The organism is Nocardia asteroides (genome assembly GCF_900637185.1).
GTDB lineage: Bacteria > Actinomycetota > Actinomycetes > Mycobacteriales > Mycobacteriaceae > Nocardia > Nocardia asteroides.
In genome coordinates this window covers 2,671,367-2,689,031 of record NZ_LR134352.1, presented here as the reverse complement: position 1 = coordinate 2,689,031, position 17,665 = coordinate 2,671,367, and the positions used below count along the sequence as shown (strand labels likewise).

At 70.0% G+C, this 17,665-nt stretch carries 17 protein-coding genes; 8 read left to right on the top strand and 9 right to left on the bottom strand.

Going from position 1 to position 17,665, the window contains the following annotated elements; all coding sequences use genetic code 11:
• Positions 1 to 311 precede the first annotated feature (311 nt).
• Positions 312 to 2,525 carry a zinc ABC transporter permease AztB gene (aztB, locus tag EL493_RS12610; RefSeq protein ID WP_019045985.1) on the bottom strand — a complete coding sequence of 738 codons (2,214 nt, stop codon included), beginning with the start codon at positions 2,523 to 2,525 and terminating at the stop codon, positions 312 to 314.
• A gap of 49 nt (positions 2,526 to 2,574) precedes the next feature.
• Between aztB and aztA the strand changes: the two genes are divergently transcribed.
• The gene (gene aztA / locus EL493_RS12605) at positions 2,575 to 3,252 is read left to right on the top strand and encodes a zinc ABC transporter ATP-binding protein AztA (RefSeq protein WP_019045984.1); all 678 of its coding nucleotides are present in this window, start codon (positions 2,575 to 2,577) and stop codon (positions 3,250 to 3,252) included.
• A 51-nt stretch (positions 3,253 to 3,303) separates the two neighbouring features.
• Positions 3,304 to 3,660, top strand: a complete 357-nt coding sequence (locus EL493_RS12600) for an iron chaperone (protein ID WP_019045983.1) — start codon at positions 3,304 to 3,306, stop codon at positions 3,658 to 3,660.
• On the opposite strand, the gene EL493_RS12595 is transcribed toward EL493_RS12600, so the two are convergent.
• From EL493_RS12595 to EL493_RS12585, 3 genes are all read right to left on the bottom strand, one after another.
• The gene (locus tag EL493_RS12595) at positions 3,661 to 4,791 is read right to left on the bottom strand and encodes an NDMA-dependent alcohol dehydrogenase (RefSeq protein WP_019045982.1); all 1,131 of its coding nucleotides are present in this window, start codon (positions 4,789 to 4,791) and stop codon (positions 3,661 to 3,663) included.
• A 106-nt stretch (positions 4,792 to 4,897) separates the two neighbouring features.
• Complete coding sequence (locus EL493_RS12590) at positions 4,898 to 5,422, bottom strand: DinB family protein (protein WP_022567249.1); 525 nt, start codon at positions 5,420 to 5,422, stop codon at positions 4,898 to 4,900.
• Between the two features lie 70 nt (positions 5,423 to 5,492).
• Entirely contained in the window at positions 5,493 to 6,557 is a 1,065-nt protein-coding gene (locus tag EL493_RS12585; protein WP_019045980.1) for a phosphotransferase family protein, read from the bottom strand.
• 50 nt (positions 6,558 to 6,607) lie between these two features.
• Here EL493_RS12585 and pabB point away from each other — a divergent pair, with 50 nt between their 5' ends.
• Together pabB and EL493_RS12575 are read left to right on the top strand one after the other, a co-directional pair.
• Entirely contained in the window at positions 6,608 to 8,665 is a 2,058-nt protein-coding gene (pabB, locus tag EL493_RS12580) for an aminodeoxychorismate synthase component I (RefSeq protein ID WP_019045979.1), read from the top strand.
• Between the two features lie 82 nt (positions 8,666 to 8,747).
• Positions 8,748 to 10,175, top strand: a complete 1,428-nt coding sequence (locus EL493_RS12575) for an FAD-dependent oxidoreductase (RefSeq protein WP_019045978.1) — start codon at positions 8,748 to 8,750, stop codon at positions 10,173 to 10,175.
• Here the strand turns inward: EL493_RS12575 and EL493_RS12570 are convergent.
• Positions 10,172 to 10,660 carry a hypothetical protein gene (locus tag EL493_RS12570; protein WP_019045977.1) on the bottom strand — a complete coding sequence of 163 codons (489 nt, stop codon included), beginning with the start codon at positions 10,658 to 10,660 and terminating at the stop codon, positions 10,172 to 10,174. The two genes, EL493_RS12575 and EL493_RS12570, sit on opposite strands and share 4 nt — an antisense overlap.
• A gap of 111 nt (positions 10,661 to 10,771) precedes the next feature.
• Here EL493_RS12570 and EL493_RS12565 point away from each other — a divergent pair, with 111 nt between their 5' ends.
• A complete protein-coding gene (locus EL493_RS12565) occupies positions 10,772 to 12,532 on the top strand; it encodes a TerD family protein (protein ID WP_019045976.1) in 1,761 nt (586 codons plus the stop codon).
• Here the strand turns inward: EL493_RS12565 and EL493_RS12560 are convergent.
• Positions 12,529 to 12,819 carry a hypothetical protein gene (locus EL493_RS12560; RefSeq protein WP_019045975.1) on the bottom strand — a complete coding sequence of 97 codons (291 nt, stop codon included), beginning with the start codon at positions 12,817 to 12,819 and terminating at the stop codon, positions 12,529 to 12,531. The two genes, EL493_RS12565 and EL493_RS12560, sit on opposite strands and share 4 nt — an antisense overlap.
• 205 nt (positions 12,820 to 13,024) lie before the next feature.
• On the opposite strand from EL493_RS12560, the gene EL493_RS12555 reads away from it, so the two are divergent.
• The gene (locus EL493_RS12555) at positions 13,025 to 13,297 is read left to right on the top strand and encodes a hypothetical protein (protein ID WP_019045974.1); all 273 of its coding nucleotides are present in this window, start codon (positions 13,025 to 13,027) and stop codon (positions 13,295 to 13,297) included.
• Positions 13,298 to 13,464: 167 nt separating this feature from the next.
• Here the strand turns inward: EL493_RS12555 and EL493_RS12550 are convergent, their stop codons facing one another.
• Positions 13,465 to 13,953 carry an FBP domain-containing protein gene (locus EL493_RS12550; protein ID WP_019045973.1) on the bottom strand — a complete coding sequence of 163 codons (489 nt, stop codon included), beginning with the start codon at positions 13,951 to 13,953 and terminating at the stop codon, positions 13,465 to 13,467.
• Between the two features lie 306 nt (positions 13,954 to 14,259).
• Between EL493_RS12550 and EL493_RS12545 the strand changes: the two genes are divergently transcribed.
• Positions 14,260 to 14,826 carry a nucleoside deaminase gene (locus EL493_RS12545; RefSeq protein WP_019045972.1) on the top strand — a complete coding sequence of 189 codons (567 nt, stop codon included), beginning with the start codon at positions 14,260 to 14,262 and terminating at the stop codon, positions 14,824 to 14,826.
• Between the two features lies 1 nt (position 14,827).
• Entirely contained in the window at positions 14,828 to 15,799 is a 972-nt protein-coding gene (locus EL493_RS12540; protein WP_019045971.1) for an antibiotic biosynthesis monooxygenase, read from the top strand.
• 14 nt (positions 15,800 to 15,813) lie between these two features.
• Here the strand turns inward: EL493_RS12540 and EL493_RS12535 are convergent, their stop codons facing one another.
• Both EL493_RS12535 and EL493_RS12530 read right to left on the bottom strand, forming a co-directional pair.
• Positions 15,814 to 16,341: an ester cyclase gene (locus EL493_RS12535; protein ID WP_019045970.1), complete on the bottom strand. Its 528-nt coding sequence runs from the start codon at positions 16,339 to 16,341 to the stop codon at positions 15,814 to 15,816.
• A 66-nt stretch (positions 16,342 to 16,407) separates the two neighbouring features.
• Positions 16,408 to 17,649, bottom strand: coding sequence for a vWA domain-containing protein (locus EL493_RS12530; protein WP_022567246.1), 1,242 nt, complete (start codon positions 17,647 to 17,649; stop codon positions 16,408 to 16,410).
• Positions 17,650 to 17,665 lie beyond the last annotated feature (16 nt).

Below are 17,665 nucleotides of genomic sequence, written 5' to 3'. Positions count from 1 at the left end.
GCGGCGGGTTCGGGAAGCGAACGAGGACAGCGACTTTCGCCGAGCGCGCATCCAGCCCGCCCCTGGCCGGCGCGCCACCGTTGCGCGCCCGCACTCCACACTTCTCTCCGTGCCACGCCGGTCCTTAAGGCTCGGCGAATCATGCACTGCCGCATAGGCAATCCCGCCTACGCCATCGGCACCGATACGCGCGTTCGCGATCCGGCCACCACCGTCAGCGCCGATGCGCAAGTCCACGGCGCGGCCTTCGCCAGTAGCGTCGATCCGCGGGTCCGGGATCCGGTCTCGACCAACGGCGTCGATGGGCGCGTTCACAATCCGGTCTCCACCATCAGGGTCGGGTCGATGTCCAGCGGGAAGGTGCGGGCGACCCGCAGGTTGTCGTTGTAGGCGATCTCGTGGACGGTGCGGGCGCGGGCGTCGTTGACATAGGCGCGATCCGGGTCGACGTGGATCGTGGCGTGCTCGTCGGCCGGGCCGGCGAGCAGGGCGAGCCGCGCGGTCTCCGCACCGGTCACCGGGTCGAGTCCGCGCAGGACACCGTCTCGGGTGAGGACCAGCAGCGACGCGCCTTCGCCCGCGGTGTTCACCGCCACCGCGTCGGCGACGGGTGTCAGCGTCCAGGTCTTGGCCCTGATGTCGAGGGTCCACACACCGTGCCGGCCGGCGAGCGCGGTCAGCGTGGTGCTGCCGGGCCGATGGGTGAACGCGGTGGCGCGGTCGGCGGGCGGAGCCGGGTACGGGATCTTCTCGGCGACGAACGCGCCGTCGCGCTGGGCGACGACGAGTGCGCCGTCGGCGCAGCCGAAGACGACACCACGCCGGGTCACCGCCTGCCCCCGCGGATCGGCGCAGGTGACCGGCTGCGTCTGTGCCGCCGACCCGTCGCGCTCGCGCGTCGTCACCTGTCCGGCCCGGTCGACGACGACCAGCCGCTCCGCATACGGCACGGCGATGCCCTCGATCCGCCGCGGCGTCGCGACCGTCCCCGCACCCAGCGCCGCGCGATCGAACACCGACGACTCACCGGCCGCCGAGACCGCGACCGTGAGCACGGCGTCACTGTGCGCCGAAACCCACACACCGCCGCGGTCGCCGGAACCCGGCGACCCCTCCGCCGCATCGGGCGATTCGGCGGACGGCCTTTCCGCAGCACCAGACGGTCGCACGGAACCCGGCGCCTCTTCCGCAGCACCGGTTGATCCCTCGGAGTCCGGTGATCGCCCCTCAGCACCGGACGATCCCACGGAACCCGGCGAACCTCCCGCAGCACCGGACGATCCTTCCGACGGCCCGGCCGAATCCCCACCGACCGCGCGGATCGGCGCGCTGTAGTAGTGCCGGTGATCGCCGTGGTCGACGGTCCACGCGCCGCCGTCCACGATCGTGTACCGCCCGCCGGAACTCAGGAATCCGAACCGGCCGTCCCCGGCCAGGCGCGTCGGCACCGTGTCGGAACCGGACTGTGCCACCACACTTCCGGCGGGAATCGGCGTCACCTCTTCCGACAGCAGATCCACGACCCGTGTCTCCCCCGTGCGCACGTCGGTCACGATCAGCCGGGTCTGTGCCTCCGACATCTCCTCGGCGCCTTCGACGAACCCGTGCGGCGTCTCCGCCACCACCGCGGGCTCCTCCCCCGACCCGCACCCGGCCAGCGGCAGCACCGCGAGCGCGGCCACCGCCGCGGCTCCCGCCCGGCGCGACCCGAACCGATCGCGCAGCGCGGAGACGGCCGCCGACAGGAAGAACGACGCCACGGCGACGGCCGCGATGGTCGCACCGGCCGCGGTCTGCGCATGCCACGAGATCAGCAGGCCCACCGCGGTGGACAGCCCGCCGATCAGCGCCGCCACCGCCATCACCACAGGAATCCGGTCCGACCAGTACAGGGCGGCCGCGGGCGGCGCGATGAGCAGCCCGAACACCAGCAGCGTCCCGACGACATGGAACGACGCCACGATCGCCAGCGTCACCAGGCCGACCAGCGCCACCTGCGCGACCTTCGGCGACAGGCCGAGGGTGTGCGCCTTGCGCGGATCGAAGGTCGACGCCACGAACGCGCGATGCCCCAGCACCGTCACCACCAGCGCGATCACCAGTGCCACCGCGAGATAGGCGAGATCGCGCGGCCGCACGGCGAGCACGTCACCGAAGAGGAAACCCGTCAGGTCGACGGCGAAGGACTGCGAGCGCGACACGATGATCACCCCCGCCGCCAGCATGCCGACGAACAGCAGTCCGATCCCGGTGTCCGGCGCGATGCGTTTGCTGCGCGCCAGGACGGACACACCGAAAGCCATGGCGGCGCAGCTGATCGCGGCTCCGAGGATCAGATTCCCGCCGAGCAGCGCCGCCACCGCGACACCGGGCAGCATCCCGTGCGCCATCGCGTCACCCAGAAAGGCCATGCCGCGCACCACCACCCAGGTGCCCGCGAGCGCGCAGACGCAGGAGACGAGCAGCCCGCCCCACAGCGCGCGCTGCACGAATGCCACCTCGAACGGGACGAACAGCCAATCCATGACGCGAGAGGCTATACTGAAAATGGTTATCGTTTCAAATGGGAGTGAGATGCAGCACACAGCGGACGCGGCGATCCGGATCGAGCGCGTGACGGCAGGCTACGGCGCGACGCCGGTGCTGTCGGAGGTGTCGGCGACGATTCCGCGCGGGCACGTCACCGCGATCGTGGGACCCAACGGGTCGGGCAAGTCGACGCTGCTCGGCGTGCTGGCCGGGACCGTGCCGGTGCGGGCGGGCGATGTCCACCACGCCACCGCGCGTCGACCCGCGTTCGTGGTGCAGCACACCGCGATTCCGCCGACGCTGCCGATCACCGTGCGCGAGACCGTGGCCATGGGCCGGTGGGCGCACCGCGGCCCGTGGCGGCGGCTGACCCGCGCCGACCGCGCGATCACGACCGAGTGCCTGGAGCTGCTGGACCTCACCGCGCTCGCGGCCCGGCGGCTCGACACCCTCTCGGGTGGACAACGCCAGCGCGCGCTGCTGGCCCAGGCGCTGGCCCAGGAGTCGGACCTGCTGCTGCTCGACGAGCCGGCGACCGGCCTGGACGCGGCCTCACAGGCAGCCATCGCCGCGGTACTGGCCGAGGCCACCGCCGCCGGGGTGACGGTCGTCCAGGCGACCCACGACCCGGCTGAGGCGCAGCGGGCCGACCTGCTCCTACGGCTGGACGGCGGGCGGATCACCGCCGCGAGTCACGCCGACGAGGTCGGCGCCCGGCCGTAGAATCGGCCGCGCACCGGCTCCACCCGCGCGTCCCGCAGCAGGAGGACAACCATGGCCGCGACACCGATATCGGTCGACGCCTACCTGGCCGAGCAGCCCGAGGCGACACGCGCTGTCCTGCAGCGCATTCGCGAGACCATCCACCGGGTGCTACCGGAAACCGGCGAGAAGATCAGTTACGCCATCCCGGCCGTCACACTGGACGGCCGGGCGTTCATGTCCTTCGCCGGCTGGAAGGCGCATGTGAGCGTGTATCCCGTCCCCGAGGGGGACGAGGCGTTCGATCGTGCCGTCGAACCGTACCGATCCGGCCGGGGCACACTGAAATTCCCGCTCGGGGAACCGATTCCGTACGACCTGATCGCCCAGGCCGCGGTCCGGCTCGCCGAACGGGAACGCGACCGGTGACTACCAGTCGGCTTCGGTGTAGCGGATGATGCCGCGAATGTTCTTGCCGTCCAGCATGTCCTGGTAGCCCTGGTTGATCTCCTCCAGCGAGTAGCTGCGGGTGACCATGTCGTCCAGGTTGAGCTGACCGGCCTTGTACAGCGACAGCAGGCGCGGCGCGTCCTGACGGGCGTTGCCGCCGCCGAAGATGCAGCCCTTCACCGTCTTCTGCAGCATCGACAGCAGGAAGCTGTTCATCTTGACGTCGCCGGCGTCCATGCGGCCCATCGAGGTGACCACCAGGGTGCCCGCCTTGCCGGTGAGGATCAGGCCCTCTTCGACGTAGTCGCCGTGCATCTCGCCCATGGTGAGGATGACCTTCTCGGCCATCCGGCCCTCGGTCGCGTCCATCAGCGGCATGATCGCGGCGGCCATGCTCTCGTAGGTGTGGGTGGCGCCGAACTTCTGCGCCTGCTCCCGCTTCCACGGGTTCGGATCGATCGCGACGACCTTCGAGGCGCCCGACAGCACCGCGCCCTGCAGCGCGCTCATGCCGACGCCGCCGATACCGGCGATGACCACGGTCTCGCCCGGCTGCACCTCGGCGACGTGGGTCGAGGAGCCGAAGCCGGTGGGCACGCCGCAGCCGACGAGGCAGGCGACCTCGAACGGGATGGTCGGGTCGATCTTCACGACCGAGGTGTGGTGCACCGTCATGTACGGGGCGAAGGTGCCGAGCAGGCACATCGGGATGACGTTCTCGCCGCGCGCCTGGATGCGGTAGGTGCCGTCGGAGATCGCCTGGCCCATCAGCAGGCCGGCGCCCAGGTCGCACAGGGCCATGTGGCCGGCGACGCAGGCGGGACAGCGGCCGCAGGCCGGGATGAACGACAGGATGACGTGGTCGCCCACCGCCAGGTCGCTCGGGCAGTTCGGGCCCAGCTTGGTGATGACGCCCGCGCCCTCGTGGCCACCCATCACGGGGAACGACGGCATCGGCGTGGCGCCGGTGACGATGTGATGGTCGGAGTGGCACATGCCCGCCGTTTCCATCCGGATCTGCACTTCACCGGCGACGGGATCGCCGACCTCGATCTCCTCCACCGACCACTGCTGGTCGGTGCCCCACAGGATCGCGCCCTTCGTCTTCATGTCCGGTCGACCTCTCGCCAAGCTTGTGCCACGTTGTGATTGCACTCACCCTAACGAAGAATCGCCGGATTCTGAAACACGTTCTAGAAATATTGCCGAGAATTATCTATCCGCGCACGTCATGGACGTGATGGACGAGGTCGTGCAGGAAGTACCGGGACAGCGAAACCACCGTGAACGCCGATCCGTCGCTGCGGGCGCCGCGATATTCGAGCCGATCCGCGGGCACCGCGGCGAAGGTGGCCGCGATCCGCTCGGCGGCTGCGGCGAGCTCCTCCGCCACGCGCGCCGGATCCTGTTCGTCGTAGCGGTCGGCGATCGCGGTCGCGTCCTGATCCCAGCCCGCGAACCGCGCGGGCTCCACGCCGTCACCGTCGCACATCAGGGCGACCCGGGTCTCGAAGATCCGGCAGACGTCGCGCACGTGCGCGCCGTACTCGAGCACCGACCAGGTGGCGTCGTCCGGGCGCACCCGGGCGTCGGCCCGCTCGAGGGCGGCGCCGAGCCGGGCGGCGCTGTCGAGCGTGCGCTCGGGCACCGCCGCGTAGGCGATCTCCTCGGCGTCGAAACCGCAGTCCGCGCAGGGGCGTTCGAGGACCCAGGTCCAGTTCTTGGTGTCGGGAACGATCATGCTCACAGCCTAGGATGTCCGCATATTGCGGTCCATCGATATTCCGCCAACCATCGCCGAGATCCGGGCATCAGGCGATGAGCTGCTGCGCCTTGTCGAACAGTTCCAGGGTCACCGCGTGCAGGAAGTCGCCGACCCGCTTGGGCGCCTTGCCCGCGAAGGCGCGGGCGTGCGTGCCCTCCAAGACGATGCCGAGCTTGAAGCAGGCCAGCACCTCGTACCAGGTGACAGCGCTCAGATCGCGCTCGGAGAAGGTGCCGTAGTGCTCGATCATCTCCGCCGGCGTCGGCAGTCCGCCGACCGTACCGAGGGTGCCCATCAGGCCCGCGCCGACCGTGCCCGGCACCGGCCGGGTCGCCAGCTGCCAGCCGAGGTCGAGCAGCGGGTCGCCGATGGTGGACATCTCCCAGTCGACCATCGCCGCCACCTGCGGGCTGTCGTACTCGAACATCATGTTCGCCAGATGACAGTCGCCGTGCATGATGCCGGGGGTCCAGGCGGCCGGGCGGTTGCGCTCGAGCCAGTCGCCGACCCGGTCGACGCCGGGGATCTGCGGGCCGGGGTAGTTCTCGTTGGCGGCGTAGGAGTCGAGTTCGCGCAGCCAGCGCGGCACCTGACGTTCCAGGAATCCCTCGGGCTTGCCGTAGTCGGCCAGACCCAGCTTCTCGTAGTCGAGCGACCCCAGCCGGGCGATGGCCTCCACCGCCGACAGGCCCATCTGCCTGCGAATCTCCGGGTCACCGGCGTGCAGTTCGGGCAGTTCGGTTTGCGGGTTGAAACCGTGGATCGGTTCCATCAGATAGAAGACCGCGCCGATCACGGTGTCGTCGTCGCAGGCGGCGATCACCCGGGGCGCGCGTACCTCGGTGCCGTCGAGCGCGCCGAGCAGTCGTGACTCGCGCCGGATCACGTCGTTGCTCTTGGCGCGCAGGTGCTTGGGGCCACGGCGCAACACGTACTCGCGGTCGCCGCGGGTGAACCGCAGCATGATGTTCTGCGTGCCGCCGCCGATCGCGGTGACCTCGCCGAAAACGCCGCCGGGCAGGCCGCGCTCGTCCATCAAATGCCCGATGGCCGCGAAATCCGCGATCGTCGGGTCGACCTCGACCGGTTGCGAAACAGACATGGCGATCATTGTGCCCGAGGCGGGCCCGCCATGTGCCCGGCGTAGGGTTTCTGCTCAGGATGCGCACGCTGTTGATCGACAACTACGACTCGTTCACCTACAACCTCTATCAGCTGATCAGCGAGGTCAACGGGAGCGAGCCGGTCGTCGTGCGCAACGACGAGGCGGACAGCGTCGCCGGGCTCGGTCTGGACCGCTTCGACAATGTGGTCGTCTCCCCCGGTCCCGGTCGCCCGGATCGCGCCCGCGACATGGGGATCTCCACCGCGGTGATCGCGGAATCCACGCTGCCGCTGCTCGGCGTGTGCCTGGGACATCAGGGCATCGTGATCGGCGCGGGCGGCACGGTGGGCCGGGCCCCGCAGGCCAGGCACGGCTACCTCGATCGGGTGGCGCACGACGATCGCGACCTGTTCGCCGGGCTGCCACCGGACTTCACCGTGGTCCGGTATCACTCGCTGGCCGCCGAGACGCCGCTGCCCGCGTCGCTCGAGGTCACCGCGACGACCGCCGACGGCGTGATCATGGGTGTGCGCCACCGGGAACGGCCGCAGTGGGGCGTGCAGTTCCACCCCGAATCGGTGGCCGGCGAATTCGGGGCGGCGCTGATCCGCAATTTCGCCGACCTCACCAAGGCGGGCACCCGCCCGGCCGCGCCGATCGTGGTGCGCGGGCCGCGCGCGGAGGCCGGCCGTCCCGAGCCCGAGCGCCGGTTCCGGGTGCGGCACCGGGTGATCGAGCGCGCCATCGACGCCGAGGCGATCTTCCTGCGGCGCTTCGCCACGTCACCGACGGCCTTCTGGCTCGACAGCGAGCATGTGGAACCGGGCCTGGACCGGTTCTCCTTCCTCGGCGACGCGCGCGGCCCACACGCCGAGACCGTCGGCTACCGGGTCGGCGACGGAGCCGTCACGGTGACGGACGCGGCGGGCACCCGCTCGGTACCCGGCACGATCCTGGACTATCTCGACCGCGAACTGCGCCGCCGCCACTGCGAAACCCCACCGCTGCCTTTCGATTTCGCGGGCGGTTATGTCGGCTATCTCGGCTACGAGGTGAAGGCCGACTGTGGCGCGGCGGCCGCGCATCGGTCGCCGACGCCGGACGCGCAGTGGATCTTCGCCGATCGGCTGATCGTGGTCGACCACGAGGCGGGCCGCACCTACCTGCTCGCCCTCACCGAGTCCGGCGCCGAGACCGCGGACGCCTGGCTCGCCGCGACCGACGCGGCGCTGGCCGATCTGCCCACCTGGGCGAACCCGGCCGACCTGCACGTCCCCGCCGATCCCGACGCCGTGCAGGCGCATCTGCTGCGCGGCCGCGACCGGTACCTGGCCGACATCGCGGTGTGCCAGGACCGGCTGCACGCGGGCGAGTCGTACGAGATCTGCCTGACCGACACCGTCGCCGTGGCCGCCGCCCCCGACGACGGCCTGGCGCTGTACCAGCGGCTGCGCCGCTGCAATCCGGCGCCGTACGCGGCGTATCTGCGGTTCGACGGGCTCGATGTGGCCTGTTCCTCGCCCGAGCGGTTCCTCAAGATCGACCGGGACCGGGTGGTGGAGAGCAAGCCGATCAAGGGCACCGCCCCGCGTGGTGCGACCGTCGCCGAGGACGAGCACCTGCGGCTGTCGCTGGCCGACGATCCGAAGACCCGCGCCGAGAACCTGATGATCGTCGACCTGCTGCGCAACGACCTGGGCCGGGTCTGCGAGGTCGGCTCGGTGCACGTGCCCGAGCTGATGGCCACCGAGACCTACTCGACGCTGCACCAGTTGGTGTCGACGGTGCGTGGGACACTGCGCCCCGAGGCCGGGGTGATCGACTGCCTGCGCGCCTGTTTCCCCGGCGGCTCGATGACCGGCGCGCCGAAGCTGCGCACGATGGAGATCCTGGACGAGCTGGAAACGCAGGCGCGCGGGATCTATTCGGGCACCATCGGCTTCCTGGGTCTCGGCGGCACCGCCGACCTCAATATCGTCATCCGGACAGCGATCTGCTACGACGACGAATGGCGGATCGGCGCGGGCGGCGCGATCGTCCTCGATTCCGACGCCGAGGACGAGTACGCCGAGATGGTGCTGAAGGCGGCGGCGACCTTCCGGGCGCTGCGCTGAGCCGCACGTAGCCGACTACGCTACTTTTCGGCTACTCCGCCGGTGGATACTCGAATCGGGGCCGGCGGCGGAAGGCCAGATCATGAGAGAGTGCGACGTCTGCATCGTCGGGGCGGGCGCGGCGGGGCTGAACGCGTTGTTCGCCGCGAGCCGGTATCTGGATCGCGAACAGAAGATCGTCCTCGTCGACCGCAGGGACCGGGTCGGCGGCATGTGGACCGACACCTACCCCTATGTCCGCCTGCATCAGCCACACCGCATGTTCACGGCGGGAAACATCGACTGGACACTCGGCGCCGATCCCTCCTACCTGGCCGCCGGACCCGAAGTCCTCGGGCACCTGGAGCACTGCCTCGACACCATCGAACAGCGCGTCCAGGTCGACGAACTGCTCGGCGCGACCATGGTCTCGGACACCGAGACCGACGGCGCCGTCCGGGTCGTCTGCGAAACCGTCGATGGCGCGACCGAGGTGATCGAGACGAAACGGCTGATCAAGGCGTGCGGTTTCCGGATCACGCCGAACGAGCCGCTGCCGCTGTCCAGCACCCGTGTCCGCTCGGTGTCGCCGAACTGCTGCGGCACCGACCTCGCGCCCGGCACCGGCCCGGTGTGGATCGTCGGCGGCGGCAAGACCGGTATGGACACCGCGCTCGAGGTCATCACGCGCTATCCCGGCCGGGAGGTGCATCTCGTGGCCGGGGCGGGCACGTTCTTCCACAACCGCGATCTGTTCTTCCCGACCGGCGCCCGGCGGTGGTGGGCCGGTCAACTGGCCAGCGATCTGTTGCGCGAGGTCAGCCGCCGTTTCGACGGCACCAACGAAGCCGAGATCTGGGCGTGGCACGCCGCCACCTACGGCAATTCCGTGACGCCGGAGACGGGACGGTTCCTGCTGGGTGTGCTCTCGGAGTCGGAGGCCGCACGGATCGGCGCGGGCCTGCGCAGCGTCGTCATGGACTATCTCGTCGACGCGGTCGACGAGCACGACACGACCCGGCTGGTCTTCCGTAGCGGCGCCACCGTCGCCGTGCCCGCGGACAGCGTGATCGTCAACTGCACCGGTTACGTCATGCGGCACGACCACCCCTACGAGCCGTACACCTCGCCGAGCGGCGCGGTCCTGTCGGTCCAGCCGCGCTCGGCCACTCTGTATCTGACCACGATGATCGCCTATTTCATGACCCACCTGATGTTCTCGGGCAAGCTCACCGAGACGCCGCTGTACGAACTCGACGTGCCCGACCTCCAGCGCAAAGCCCCCACCGTCATGCCGTACGCGCTGTTCGCCCTCACCCAGTACAACGTCAGCCTGCTCTACGACACCATCCCCTTCACGACCTTCCGCGACTGTGGACTCGACCTGGATCGCTGGTATCCGCTGCCGCGCCGAATGCTGGCGGTCGCCCGGTTCGCGCTCACCCACCGCCGCGACCGCGAGCACCTGCGGCAGGCACTCGACACCGTCCACGACCGCTTCGGCGTCCGCTGCGGTCCGCTGCCGGCCTAGCGCCGGGTTCCCGGACGCTTGCGCTTCTCCGGTTCGGCGGGCGGTTCCTCGCCCGCCCGGCCGGTGATGCGCCCGAGCAGGCCGACGCCCGGCAGCTTCGCGAGCGCGCCGAACAGGTCCTCGCCCAGCGAGATCATCGCCTCGAGCCGGGGCAGCAGCCGGTCGTAGGTGGCGAAGACCGGGTCGGCCAGGGCGAGGGTGCGGTCGAGGCGGTCGATGGTGCTGTTGAGCCGGTCGACGGCGATCGACAGGTTCTCCACCAGGTCCGGCAGCTGCGCGGCCAGCTGCGCGGAGGCCGGTGGCAACCGCACCGCCGCGTCGAAGGCGTAGCCCGCCGTCTGCTGCGCCGCGTCGATGGCCTGCCCGGCCGCGGTCTGCGCGGCGCCCACCGCCGCCTGGGCCGCCGAGAGCAGATCGGCGCCCGGCACCTTGCGGGCCTGCGGCGGCGGCTCCGGCGCGCGTCCCCGCTTCTTCGGGTTCGTCATGCCACCACTGTGCCGCACGGACGCCCGCGACGCCGGGATGCGCCCTCCTCGCGGACGTGTGTCTCCGGGCCGCGAAACCGTGTCGGCGGGTCGTGGCATCATGCGAGGACCATGGAACTCCGTAAGGGCGCGCACGCGCCGGTCCCGACATCGCTTCTCGCCGTGGTCCTTTCATGGCGCTCGGCGCATGCCGTCGACGCGCACGCGCTGCTGGTCACCGAGTCGGGGCTGGTGCGCGGCGACCGGGATTTCGTGTTCTTCAACGCGCCACGGCACGCCTCGCAGGCGGTGACCCTGGATCAGGAGCCCGCGCCCGGCACCGCGCGGCTGAGCGTGTCGTTGCCGCGCACGGAGGCGGAGGTCGCGCGGATCGTGGTGAGCGCGTCGCTGGACGAGGGCACCTTCGATGAGCTCACCGGGCTCACCTTGACGGTGCAGGCCGCCGACGGCCCGGTCGCCCGCTTCACCCTCGACGGCATCGAGGACGTGCAGGCGATGATGTTCGGCGAGTTCTACCGGCGCGACGGGCAGTGGCGCTTCCGGGCGATCGGGCAGGGCTGGGCGGGTGGGCTGGCCGGACTGGCGACCGAATTCGGTGTCACGGTGGACGAACCCGGCGCCGGGCGAGCCGGTGGCGACCGCCCCGTGCCGGCCGCGCCTTCCCGCCAGGCCGCGGCCACCGCATCGCGCAGGGAGCTGAGCCCGTTTCCGCAGGACACCGCGGGTGAGGCTCCCGACACCTACCCGGGTCATCCACGTCCGCCCGCGCTGACCCGCCGCGTCATCGATGTCCCGCCCCCACCACCGCCGAACCCGGAACTGGCCGACTGGCATCCCGACCCGCAGGTCCCCGACCAGCTGCGCTGGTGGGACGGCGACGAGTGGACCACCAGCACCCGCCCGCACCGCCAGGATCACCGGACCCGCTGCCCACGCTGCGGCAACCCGCTGCGGCGCAAACTCTTCGGCGGGCACGGCCGATGCCGCTCGTGCGCGGACGAGGTCGAGGAATTCCTCACGCACTGGCGTACCCGGGCGCGCCGGGTACTCACCGGACCGGGCACCCTGTCCGAGGAGTGGATCCAGGTGTGGGCGTCGCTGCGCTACCAGCGCATCGACGAGGAGCTCGGCCGCGAGGTGCTGCGCGAGGCCGGGCTGACCCAGGTGGAGCGCATGGTCGCCTTCGCCTTCGCCGACGGCGAGGTGTTCGCCGACGAGCTCGACGCGTTCGAGCACGTGGTCGGTGAACTCGCCCTGACCGGCCCGGTGGTCGAGGACCTGCGCCGCCGGATGCATCGCGGCCGCACCCTGTCCCGGCTACGGGCAGGCGAACTGCCCACCATCGACACCCCCGGCCTGCACCTGGACCCGGAGGAAAGGGTGCACCTGGACCTGCCCGCCGTGCACATCCGGATGCTCGCGCGCGGCCCACGCAACACCGAGGGCAGGCTGATCGGCAGCTCCAAGAAGCTCCGGTTCGTCGGCGACGGCACCGGTATCGAACTGCCGTGGAACCGGGTCGTTTCGGTGCACCCCGAGCACGGCACCGTGGTCCTCGCGGCGACCTCGGCGCGCGGCGGCGCCACCTTCGGCGTGACCGACCCCGACTATGTGGCGGCCGCGCTGGAAGGCGCGCTGCGGGTAGCCAAGCGCCTGGTCCTCACGCCCGGCCAACGCGACAGCCGCAGCATCCCGCAGGACGTGAAAGCCCAGGTGTGGCAACGCGACGGCGGCCGCTGCGTGGAATGCGGCGACGGCCACTACCTGGAGTTCGACCACGTCATCCCGCTCAGCCGGGGTGGCGCGACGAGCGCGGCGAACCTGCAGATCCTGTGCCGGGCCTGCAACCGCGCCAAGGGCGCCCGGATCTAGCCGAGAATCGCGTTCATGATGGTGCCGCCGCTGGTGGCGACCACGCCGCCGATCATGGCGCCCGCGATCATCTTCGGCGACTCCATGGCGCTGCCGTTCCACTTCTCCCAGGCGAACTTACCGCCGGCGACGGTGATGGCCAGCACACCGGACAGGATCATGAACCAGGTCAGGTACTGGACCATCTGCATGATCTTGTCCGACAGCGGCGGCGCCTCGGGTGTGGGGTTGCCGACCTGCGCGAACGTCGTGACAGTATCGGCCATCGACGTCAGGATGATGCTCATAGCCTGCTCCCCTTTTCGCGTGATGCGAACTACGTTCCAGCACTGCCGTATTCGGACGAGTCCAGGATAGGGGCGCAAACCCCCGGCACGCCAACAAAACCGATCGGTCCGCTCCGGGTGGGCGGCTGCGCCACCCGATTCGACCGGATACCATCAGCGACAGCAGTTCATCGCCGTTCCCCCCGAGTACCGAGTGAGAGCAAACATGATTCTGGCCGCCGTCACCGATACCCTGGCGCAGATCGGCAATCCGACGCCCGAAGCACCCCCGATGTCGGACAAGATCTTGCAGCTGGTGCGCTATTTCACCTGGTTCATCCTGCTCTCGGGCGTCATCGCCATCACCTACGCGGGCGGCAGGTTCGCTTGGGAGAAGTGGACCGGCGGCGGGCTCGAGTCGCCGAAGATGATCGCGGGCGCGATGATCGGCGGCGCGGTCGCCACCAGCGCGGGCACCATCATGAACGCCATGCTCTGATCCCTGTCCGCTCGCAGGCGGTCCGGACAACTCCGGGCCACCTCGACCGGCGAGGCACCACGACCCGAGTCCTGTTGTTCGGCAACAGAACTCGGGTCGTCCGGCGTGTCGGGTCTCGAGTGTCGGCACATGGCAGCTACCTCCTCGCGTGCGCTGGGCCGGGTCGGCTAGGTGTAGAGGCGATCCAGGAAGGCGAACAGGTTCTCGCGGACCCGCTGCGCCTTCTCCTCCGGCGTCAGGTCCTCGCGGTAGCGGCTGCCCAGGGCGGGCCGCTTCTTGTTGCGCGCGTACAGCGAGCACGCCAGGTCGGTGCACATGTAGCTGCCCACGGTGTTGCCGCGCCGGCCGGATTCACCGGCCTTGTTCGCGGTCATCAGCGAGACGCCGCCGCCGGTGTGCGTGGTCAGGCACAGCGCGCACATCTGCGACTTGCCCGTGCCACCGGTCTCGTGCCGCAGCGCCACGCTGAGCAGCTCGCCGTCGCGCGGGACGGTGAGATAGCAGCGGCCCGGGTACGACGGGTCGGTCCAGCCGAGGAAGTCGAGATCGTCCCAGGGGCGATCGTCGAGGTCGCGCGGGACGGAGAGCCGTTTGGCGTCGCCCTTCGAACAGTTGACGAACGACGACCTGATGTCGCGTTCGGTGACGGGTTCCATGGGGTGTCCTTTCGGTGTCGGAGACAAACGGTAGCCAGGCTAACGACGCGCCGCGCGGACGACAAGCGATTTTCCGTCGCGTGACCTCGGCGTCGACTCCGCACTATTCCGCGTGCACCGGTCCGGAGGTAGATTCGGGAGGCGGCGGATTTGTTCGTGTCACCGTCGCCATTACGGCACCGAGGAGCCGTCGCCAGGACACCGGAATACCCTCCGCGCGTCCGAGAAATTACGCCCATACTCTCGACTTCGCTGTCCGCGAATCGAACAGCAGCCGTGACACCGACACTGCGAGGACGATTTCCGATGACACCGGACGAACTCATGGAAGAGGCGTGCAGACTGGCCAAGGAGTCGGTCGACAACGATTGGGGCGGGCCGTTCGGCGCTGTCATCGCCAAGGACGGCGAGATCGTCGCGCGCGGCCAGAACCGGGTGCTGCTCACCGGTGACATCACCGCGCACGCCGAGATCGAGACCATCCGCAAGGCGGTCCAGGTACTCAATGCCGAAGCGCCTTCCATTTCCACCGAACACCAGAACGAATCGACGCTCGAATTGGTGCCGCGACCCGCGGGGTCGGCCGACAAACTGCCCGAACGCGCGAAGATGTTGATGGGAATGGAGATCTTCATCAGCGGCGCGCCCTGCCCCATGTGCATGAGCGCGATCTATTGGGCGCGGCTCGACGCCGTGCATTTCGCGAGCGACTTGGCCGACACCAGCGAAATCGGTTTCGACGACGCGTTCCAATACGAGGACTTCACCCGGCCGCTGTCCGAGCGGCGCGTGAAGATCGAGCAGTTCCGCCGGGATCTGGGCGCCGTCGCCTACAAGGCGTGGGCCGAGAAGCCCGACAAGCACCCGTACTGACATGCCGGCGGCGAAAGCGTCCCCGCCGCGGCCCGCGCCGGCCACGGTGGTCATCACCCAGCGGCTCCGGGCCGGTCGCGAGCCCGAGTTCCGGCGGTGGCAGGCGGAGGTGAACGACGCCGCTGCCACCTTCCCCGGGTTCCTCGGCGCCGAGGTCACGCCGCCGGGCGACGCCGGAGCCGAGTGGTCGGTCCTGTACCGGTTCGACGACGTCGCGCATCTGAAACATTGGCTCGACAGCGCCACGCGCCGCGATCTGCTCGCGCGCGGCACCGGGTTCTTCGAGCAGCCCTCGACCCAGCATGTGCTGGTCGACGAGCCGGACGAGGAAGTGGCGACCGTCGTCGTCGCGCATCCCGTCGCGCCCGGGCGCGAGGCCGAGTTCGTCGCCTGGCAAGACCGCATGACCGAGGCCGAGCGGACCTTCAGCGGCTTCCGCGGGTCCGAGCTGCACCGCCCGATTCCCGGCGTGCAGGACGAGTGGACGATCGTCTACTCCTACGCCTCGGCCGAGCACCTCGACCGCTGGCTCGCGTCGCCGCAGCGCAAGGAGTTGCTCGCGGAAGCGCCCGACTTCCGCGATTTCGAGGTCCACCGCATCGCCAACCCCTACGGCTCCTGGTTCCCGCCGACCGGGTCCGGGTCCGATCAGAGCCCCGCGTCGTGGAAGACGGCGCTGTCGGTCCTGGTCGGCCTGTATCCGACGGTGGTGATCCTGACCCTGGCCATCGACGAGCTCTGGCCGAGCGCGCCGCTGTGGCTGAGCCTGCTCATCGGGAACATCCTGTCGGTCAGCCTGCTGACCTGGGTGGTGATGCCCGTCGTCACCCGGGCGCTGGGGTTCTGGATGCGCCCGCGAACCGCCCCCGATCCCCGCACCGACCTGCTGGGACTCGTCTGCTCGGTGGGTTTCCTGACCCTCGCGGCGCTGTTCTTCTACCTGGTGACGCGAGTGTTCTGGACCCTGCCGTAGGGCGGTCCGCCCCGTCAGCCCGCGGCGGCCGCGCGGCGAGCCCGCTTGGTCGCGCGCCGCATGCGCAGCAGATAGCCCGGCGAAGGCGGGTTCCAGCCGAGCTGGATGGACGTGCCGAGATCGTCGCGATTGGCCCAATGCTCGATGACCTTGCCGTCGGCGACCCGGATCCAGTGGGTCTGCGTGGTGGCGAACGACTTGCCGGTCGCGGGAAACACCTGCGCCACCTCGCCCGCCTCGTCATAGGCGACGAAGGGCCCGACCTGCCGCCCCGACATCGTCGCGTGCACGACGACGAGGTCGCCCTCCGTCACCACCGTGTGCACGTCCCACCGCAGGTCCGCGTAGGCCTGCCGCAGCCACAGCGCGGTCGCGTAGAAGGCTTCCGGACCCAGCCCTCGGCACGCGGGCGGTTCCTGCACTCCCTCGCGGTTGAACGCCTCCGGATGGACCACGTCCTCGAAGTCGCCCGGTTCGCCGGTCGCCATGATCCGCATCGATCGCACCGCCAGGTCGCCGATCTCGCCGTATGTGCTCGTCATGACCGGATAGAACGCGGCTGCCCCGGAAATGGTTCAGACGAACCGACGATCGACGACTCCGCGCGGCTACTCGCTGACGATGCCCTCGGCTCGGGCGGCGCGGAGCCAGGCGGGGAATTCGGTGAGGAGGTGGCGGTAGAGGGTGGGGTCGTCGGTGTGGTCGATGTCGTCGACGGCGAAGAAGCCGGCGTTGTCCACGCGGCGGCCGTCGAGTTCGTCGAGGGTGCGCAGGACGCCGAAGTTGGCTCTGCCGAGGCCGATGAACTGCCAGAAGGCAGGCAGGTGGCTGGCTTCCCGCATCAGGGTGGCGATGTCGCGTTTCTTGGCGAAGCCGCCGTCGGTGAAGAACAGGACCAGGGTGGGTGCGGTGGTGGCGGTGAGGGTGTCGATGACGGCGCGCATGACGGGCAGTTCGTCGTTGCGGCCGCCGATGGCGTCGTAGTCGATGCCGTCGTGGGTGCCGGTGAGGTGGAGGTAGGTCTGGGTCCACCGGTCGGCGCCGGCGACGGTGATGTCGGGCAGCCGGGCGTAGGTGAGGGCGTACAGGTACGCCTCGAGGGTGCCGTCGTCGTCGAGCTGGGTGGCGATGGGGATCATCCGTTCCACCACCCGGTGCACGGTGCCGCCGCGGTACAGCTTCTGCATGCTGCCGGTCTTGTCGATCACCAGCACCACCCGGGCGCGTACCCCGAACGCGCGCTCGTCGATGAGCACCTTCGCGACCTCGCGTTTGCGCAGGTCGAGCTTCTGCCGCTTCTCGAACGAGAGGGCCGCCTCCCCGGGCACGGTCCGGATCTCCGGTACCGCCCCGGTTTCCGGCTCGTCGTCGACGCTGACGCCGTGGTCGGTCACCAGATCCGCGAACCCGCCGGCGTACCCCTGCCCGACGGCGCGCACCTTCCACTGGTCACCGCGCCGATACAGCTCGAGCGCGATCACCACCGACTCGCTGTCGAGACCGTCGATCACGTACTCGTACAGGCTGTTTCCCGCCCGGTCGGCCACCGAGGCGACCGGCGATGACCCCGAGCCGAACGTATCCCCCTCGGCCGCAACGGTGATCACCGCCCGGATCTGCTCGATCGCCGCGGGCACTCCGGCGAAGGTGACGGCGATCCCCGGCCCGTCCAACCGAACCCCCGGTGCCACCGGCTGATTGAAGAACACGAAGTCCGCGTCGGAGCGCACGGTGCCCGCCGCGGTCACCAGCAGTGCCGACAGATCCGCCGCCACCCCGCCGCGCACGCTCAGCACCACCTCCCCGGCTGCGATCCCCGCGTTCTGCCCCTTCACCAGCGCAGCAGCCACCGCCACTCCCTCGTCT

What these genes read in the sequence shown, in the direction of transcription:
- aztB (WP_019045985.1), bottom strand. Translation starts at nt 2,525, where the DNA reads ATGGATTGGCTGTTCGTCCCGTTCGAGGTGGCATTCGTGCAGCGCGCG.
- aztA (WP_019045984.1), top strand. Translation starts at nt 2,575, where the DNA reads ATGCAGCACACAGCGGACGCGGCGATCCGGATCGAGCGCGTGACGGCA.
- EL493_RS12600 (WP_019045983.1), top strand. Translation starts at nt 3,304, where the DNA reads ATGGCCGCGACACCGATATCGGTCGACGCCTACCTGGCCGAGCAGCCC.
- EL493_RS12595 (WP_019045982.1), bottom strand. Translation starts at nt 4,791, where the DNA reads ATGAAGACGAAGGGCGCGATCCTGTGGGGCACCGACCAGCAGTGGTCG.
- EL493_RS12590 (WP_022567249.1), bottom strand. Translation starts at nt 5,422, where the DNA reads ATGATCGTTCCCGACACCAAGAACTGGACCTGGGTCCTCGAACGCCCC.
- EL493_RS12585 (WP_019045980.1), bottom strand. Translation starts at nt 6,557, where the DNA reads ATGATCGCCATGTCTGTTTCGCAACCGGTCGAGGTCGACCCGACGATC.
- pabB (WP_019045979.1), top strand. Translation starts at nt 6,608, where the DNA reads ATGCGCACGCTGTTGATCGACAACTACGACTCGTTCACCTACAACCTC.
- EL493_RS12575 (WP_019045978.1), top strand. Translation starts at nt 8,748, where the DNA reads ATGAGAGAGTGCGACGTCTGCATCGTCGGGGCGGGCGCGGCGGGGCTG.
- EL493_RS12570 (WP_019045977.1), bottom strand. Translation starts at nt 10,660, where the DNA reads ATGACGAACCCGAAGAAGCGGGGACGCGCGCCGGAGCCGCCGCCGCAG.
- EL493_RS12565 (WP_019045976.1), top strand. Translation starts at nt 10,772, where the DNA reads ATGGAACTCCGTAAGGGCGCGCACGCGCCGGTCCCGACATCGCTTCTC.
- EL493_RS12560 (WP_019045975.1), bottom strand. Translation starts at nt 12,819, where the DNA reads ATGAGCATCATCCTGACGTCGATGGCCGATACTGTCACGACGTTCGCG.
- EL493_RS12555 (WP_019045974.1), top strand. Translation starts at nt 13,025, where the DNA reads ATGATTCTGGCCGCCGTCACCGATACCCTGGCGCAGATCGGCAATCCG.
- EL493_RS12550 (WP_019045973.1), bottom strand. Translation starts at nt 13,953, where the DNA reads ATGGAACCCGTCACCGAACGCGACATCAGGTCGTCGTTCGTCAACTGT.
- EL493_RS12545 (WP_019045972.1), top strand. Translation starts at nt 14,260, where the DNA reads ATGACACCGGACGAACTCATGGAAGAGGCGTGCAGACTGGCCAAGGAG.
- EL493_RS12540 (WP_019045971.1), top strand. Translation starts at nt 14,828, where the DNA reads ATGCCGGCGGCGAAAGCGTCCCCGCCGCGGCCCGCGCCGGCCACGGTG.
- EL493_RS12535 (WP_019045970.1), bottom strand. Translation starts at nt 16,341, where the DNA reads ATGACGAGCACATACGGCGAGATCGGCGACCTGGCGGTGCGATCGATG.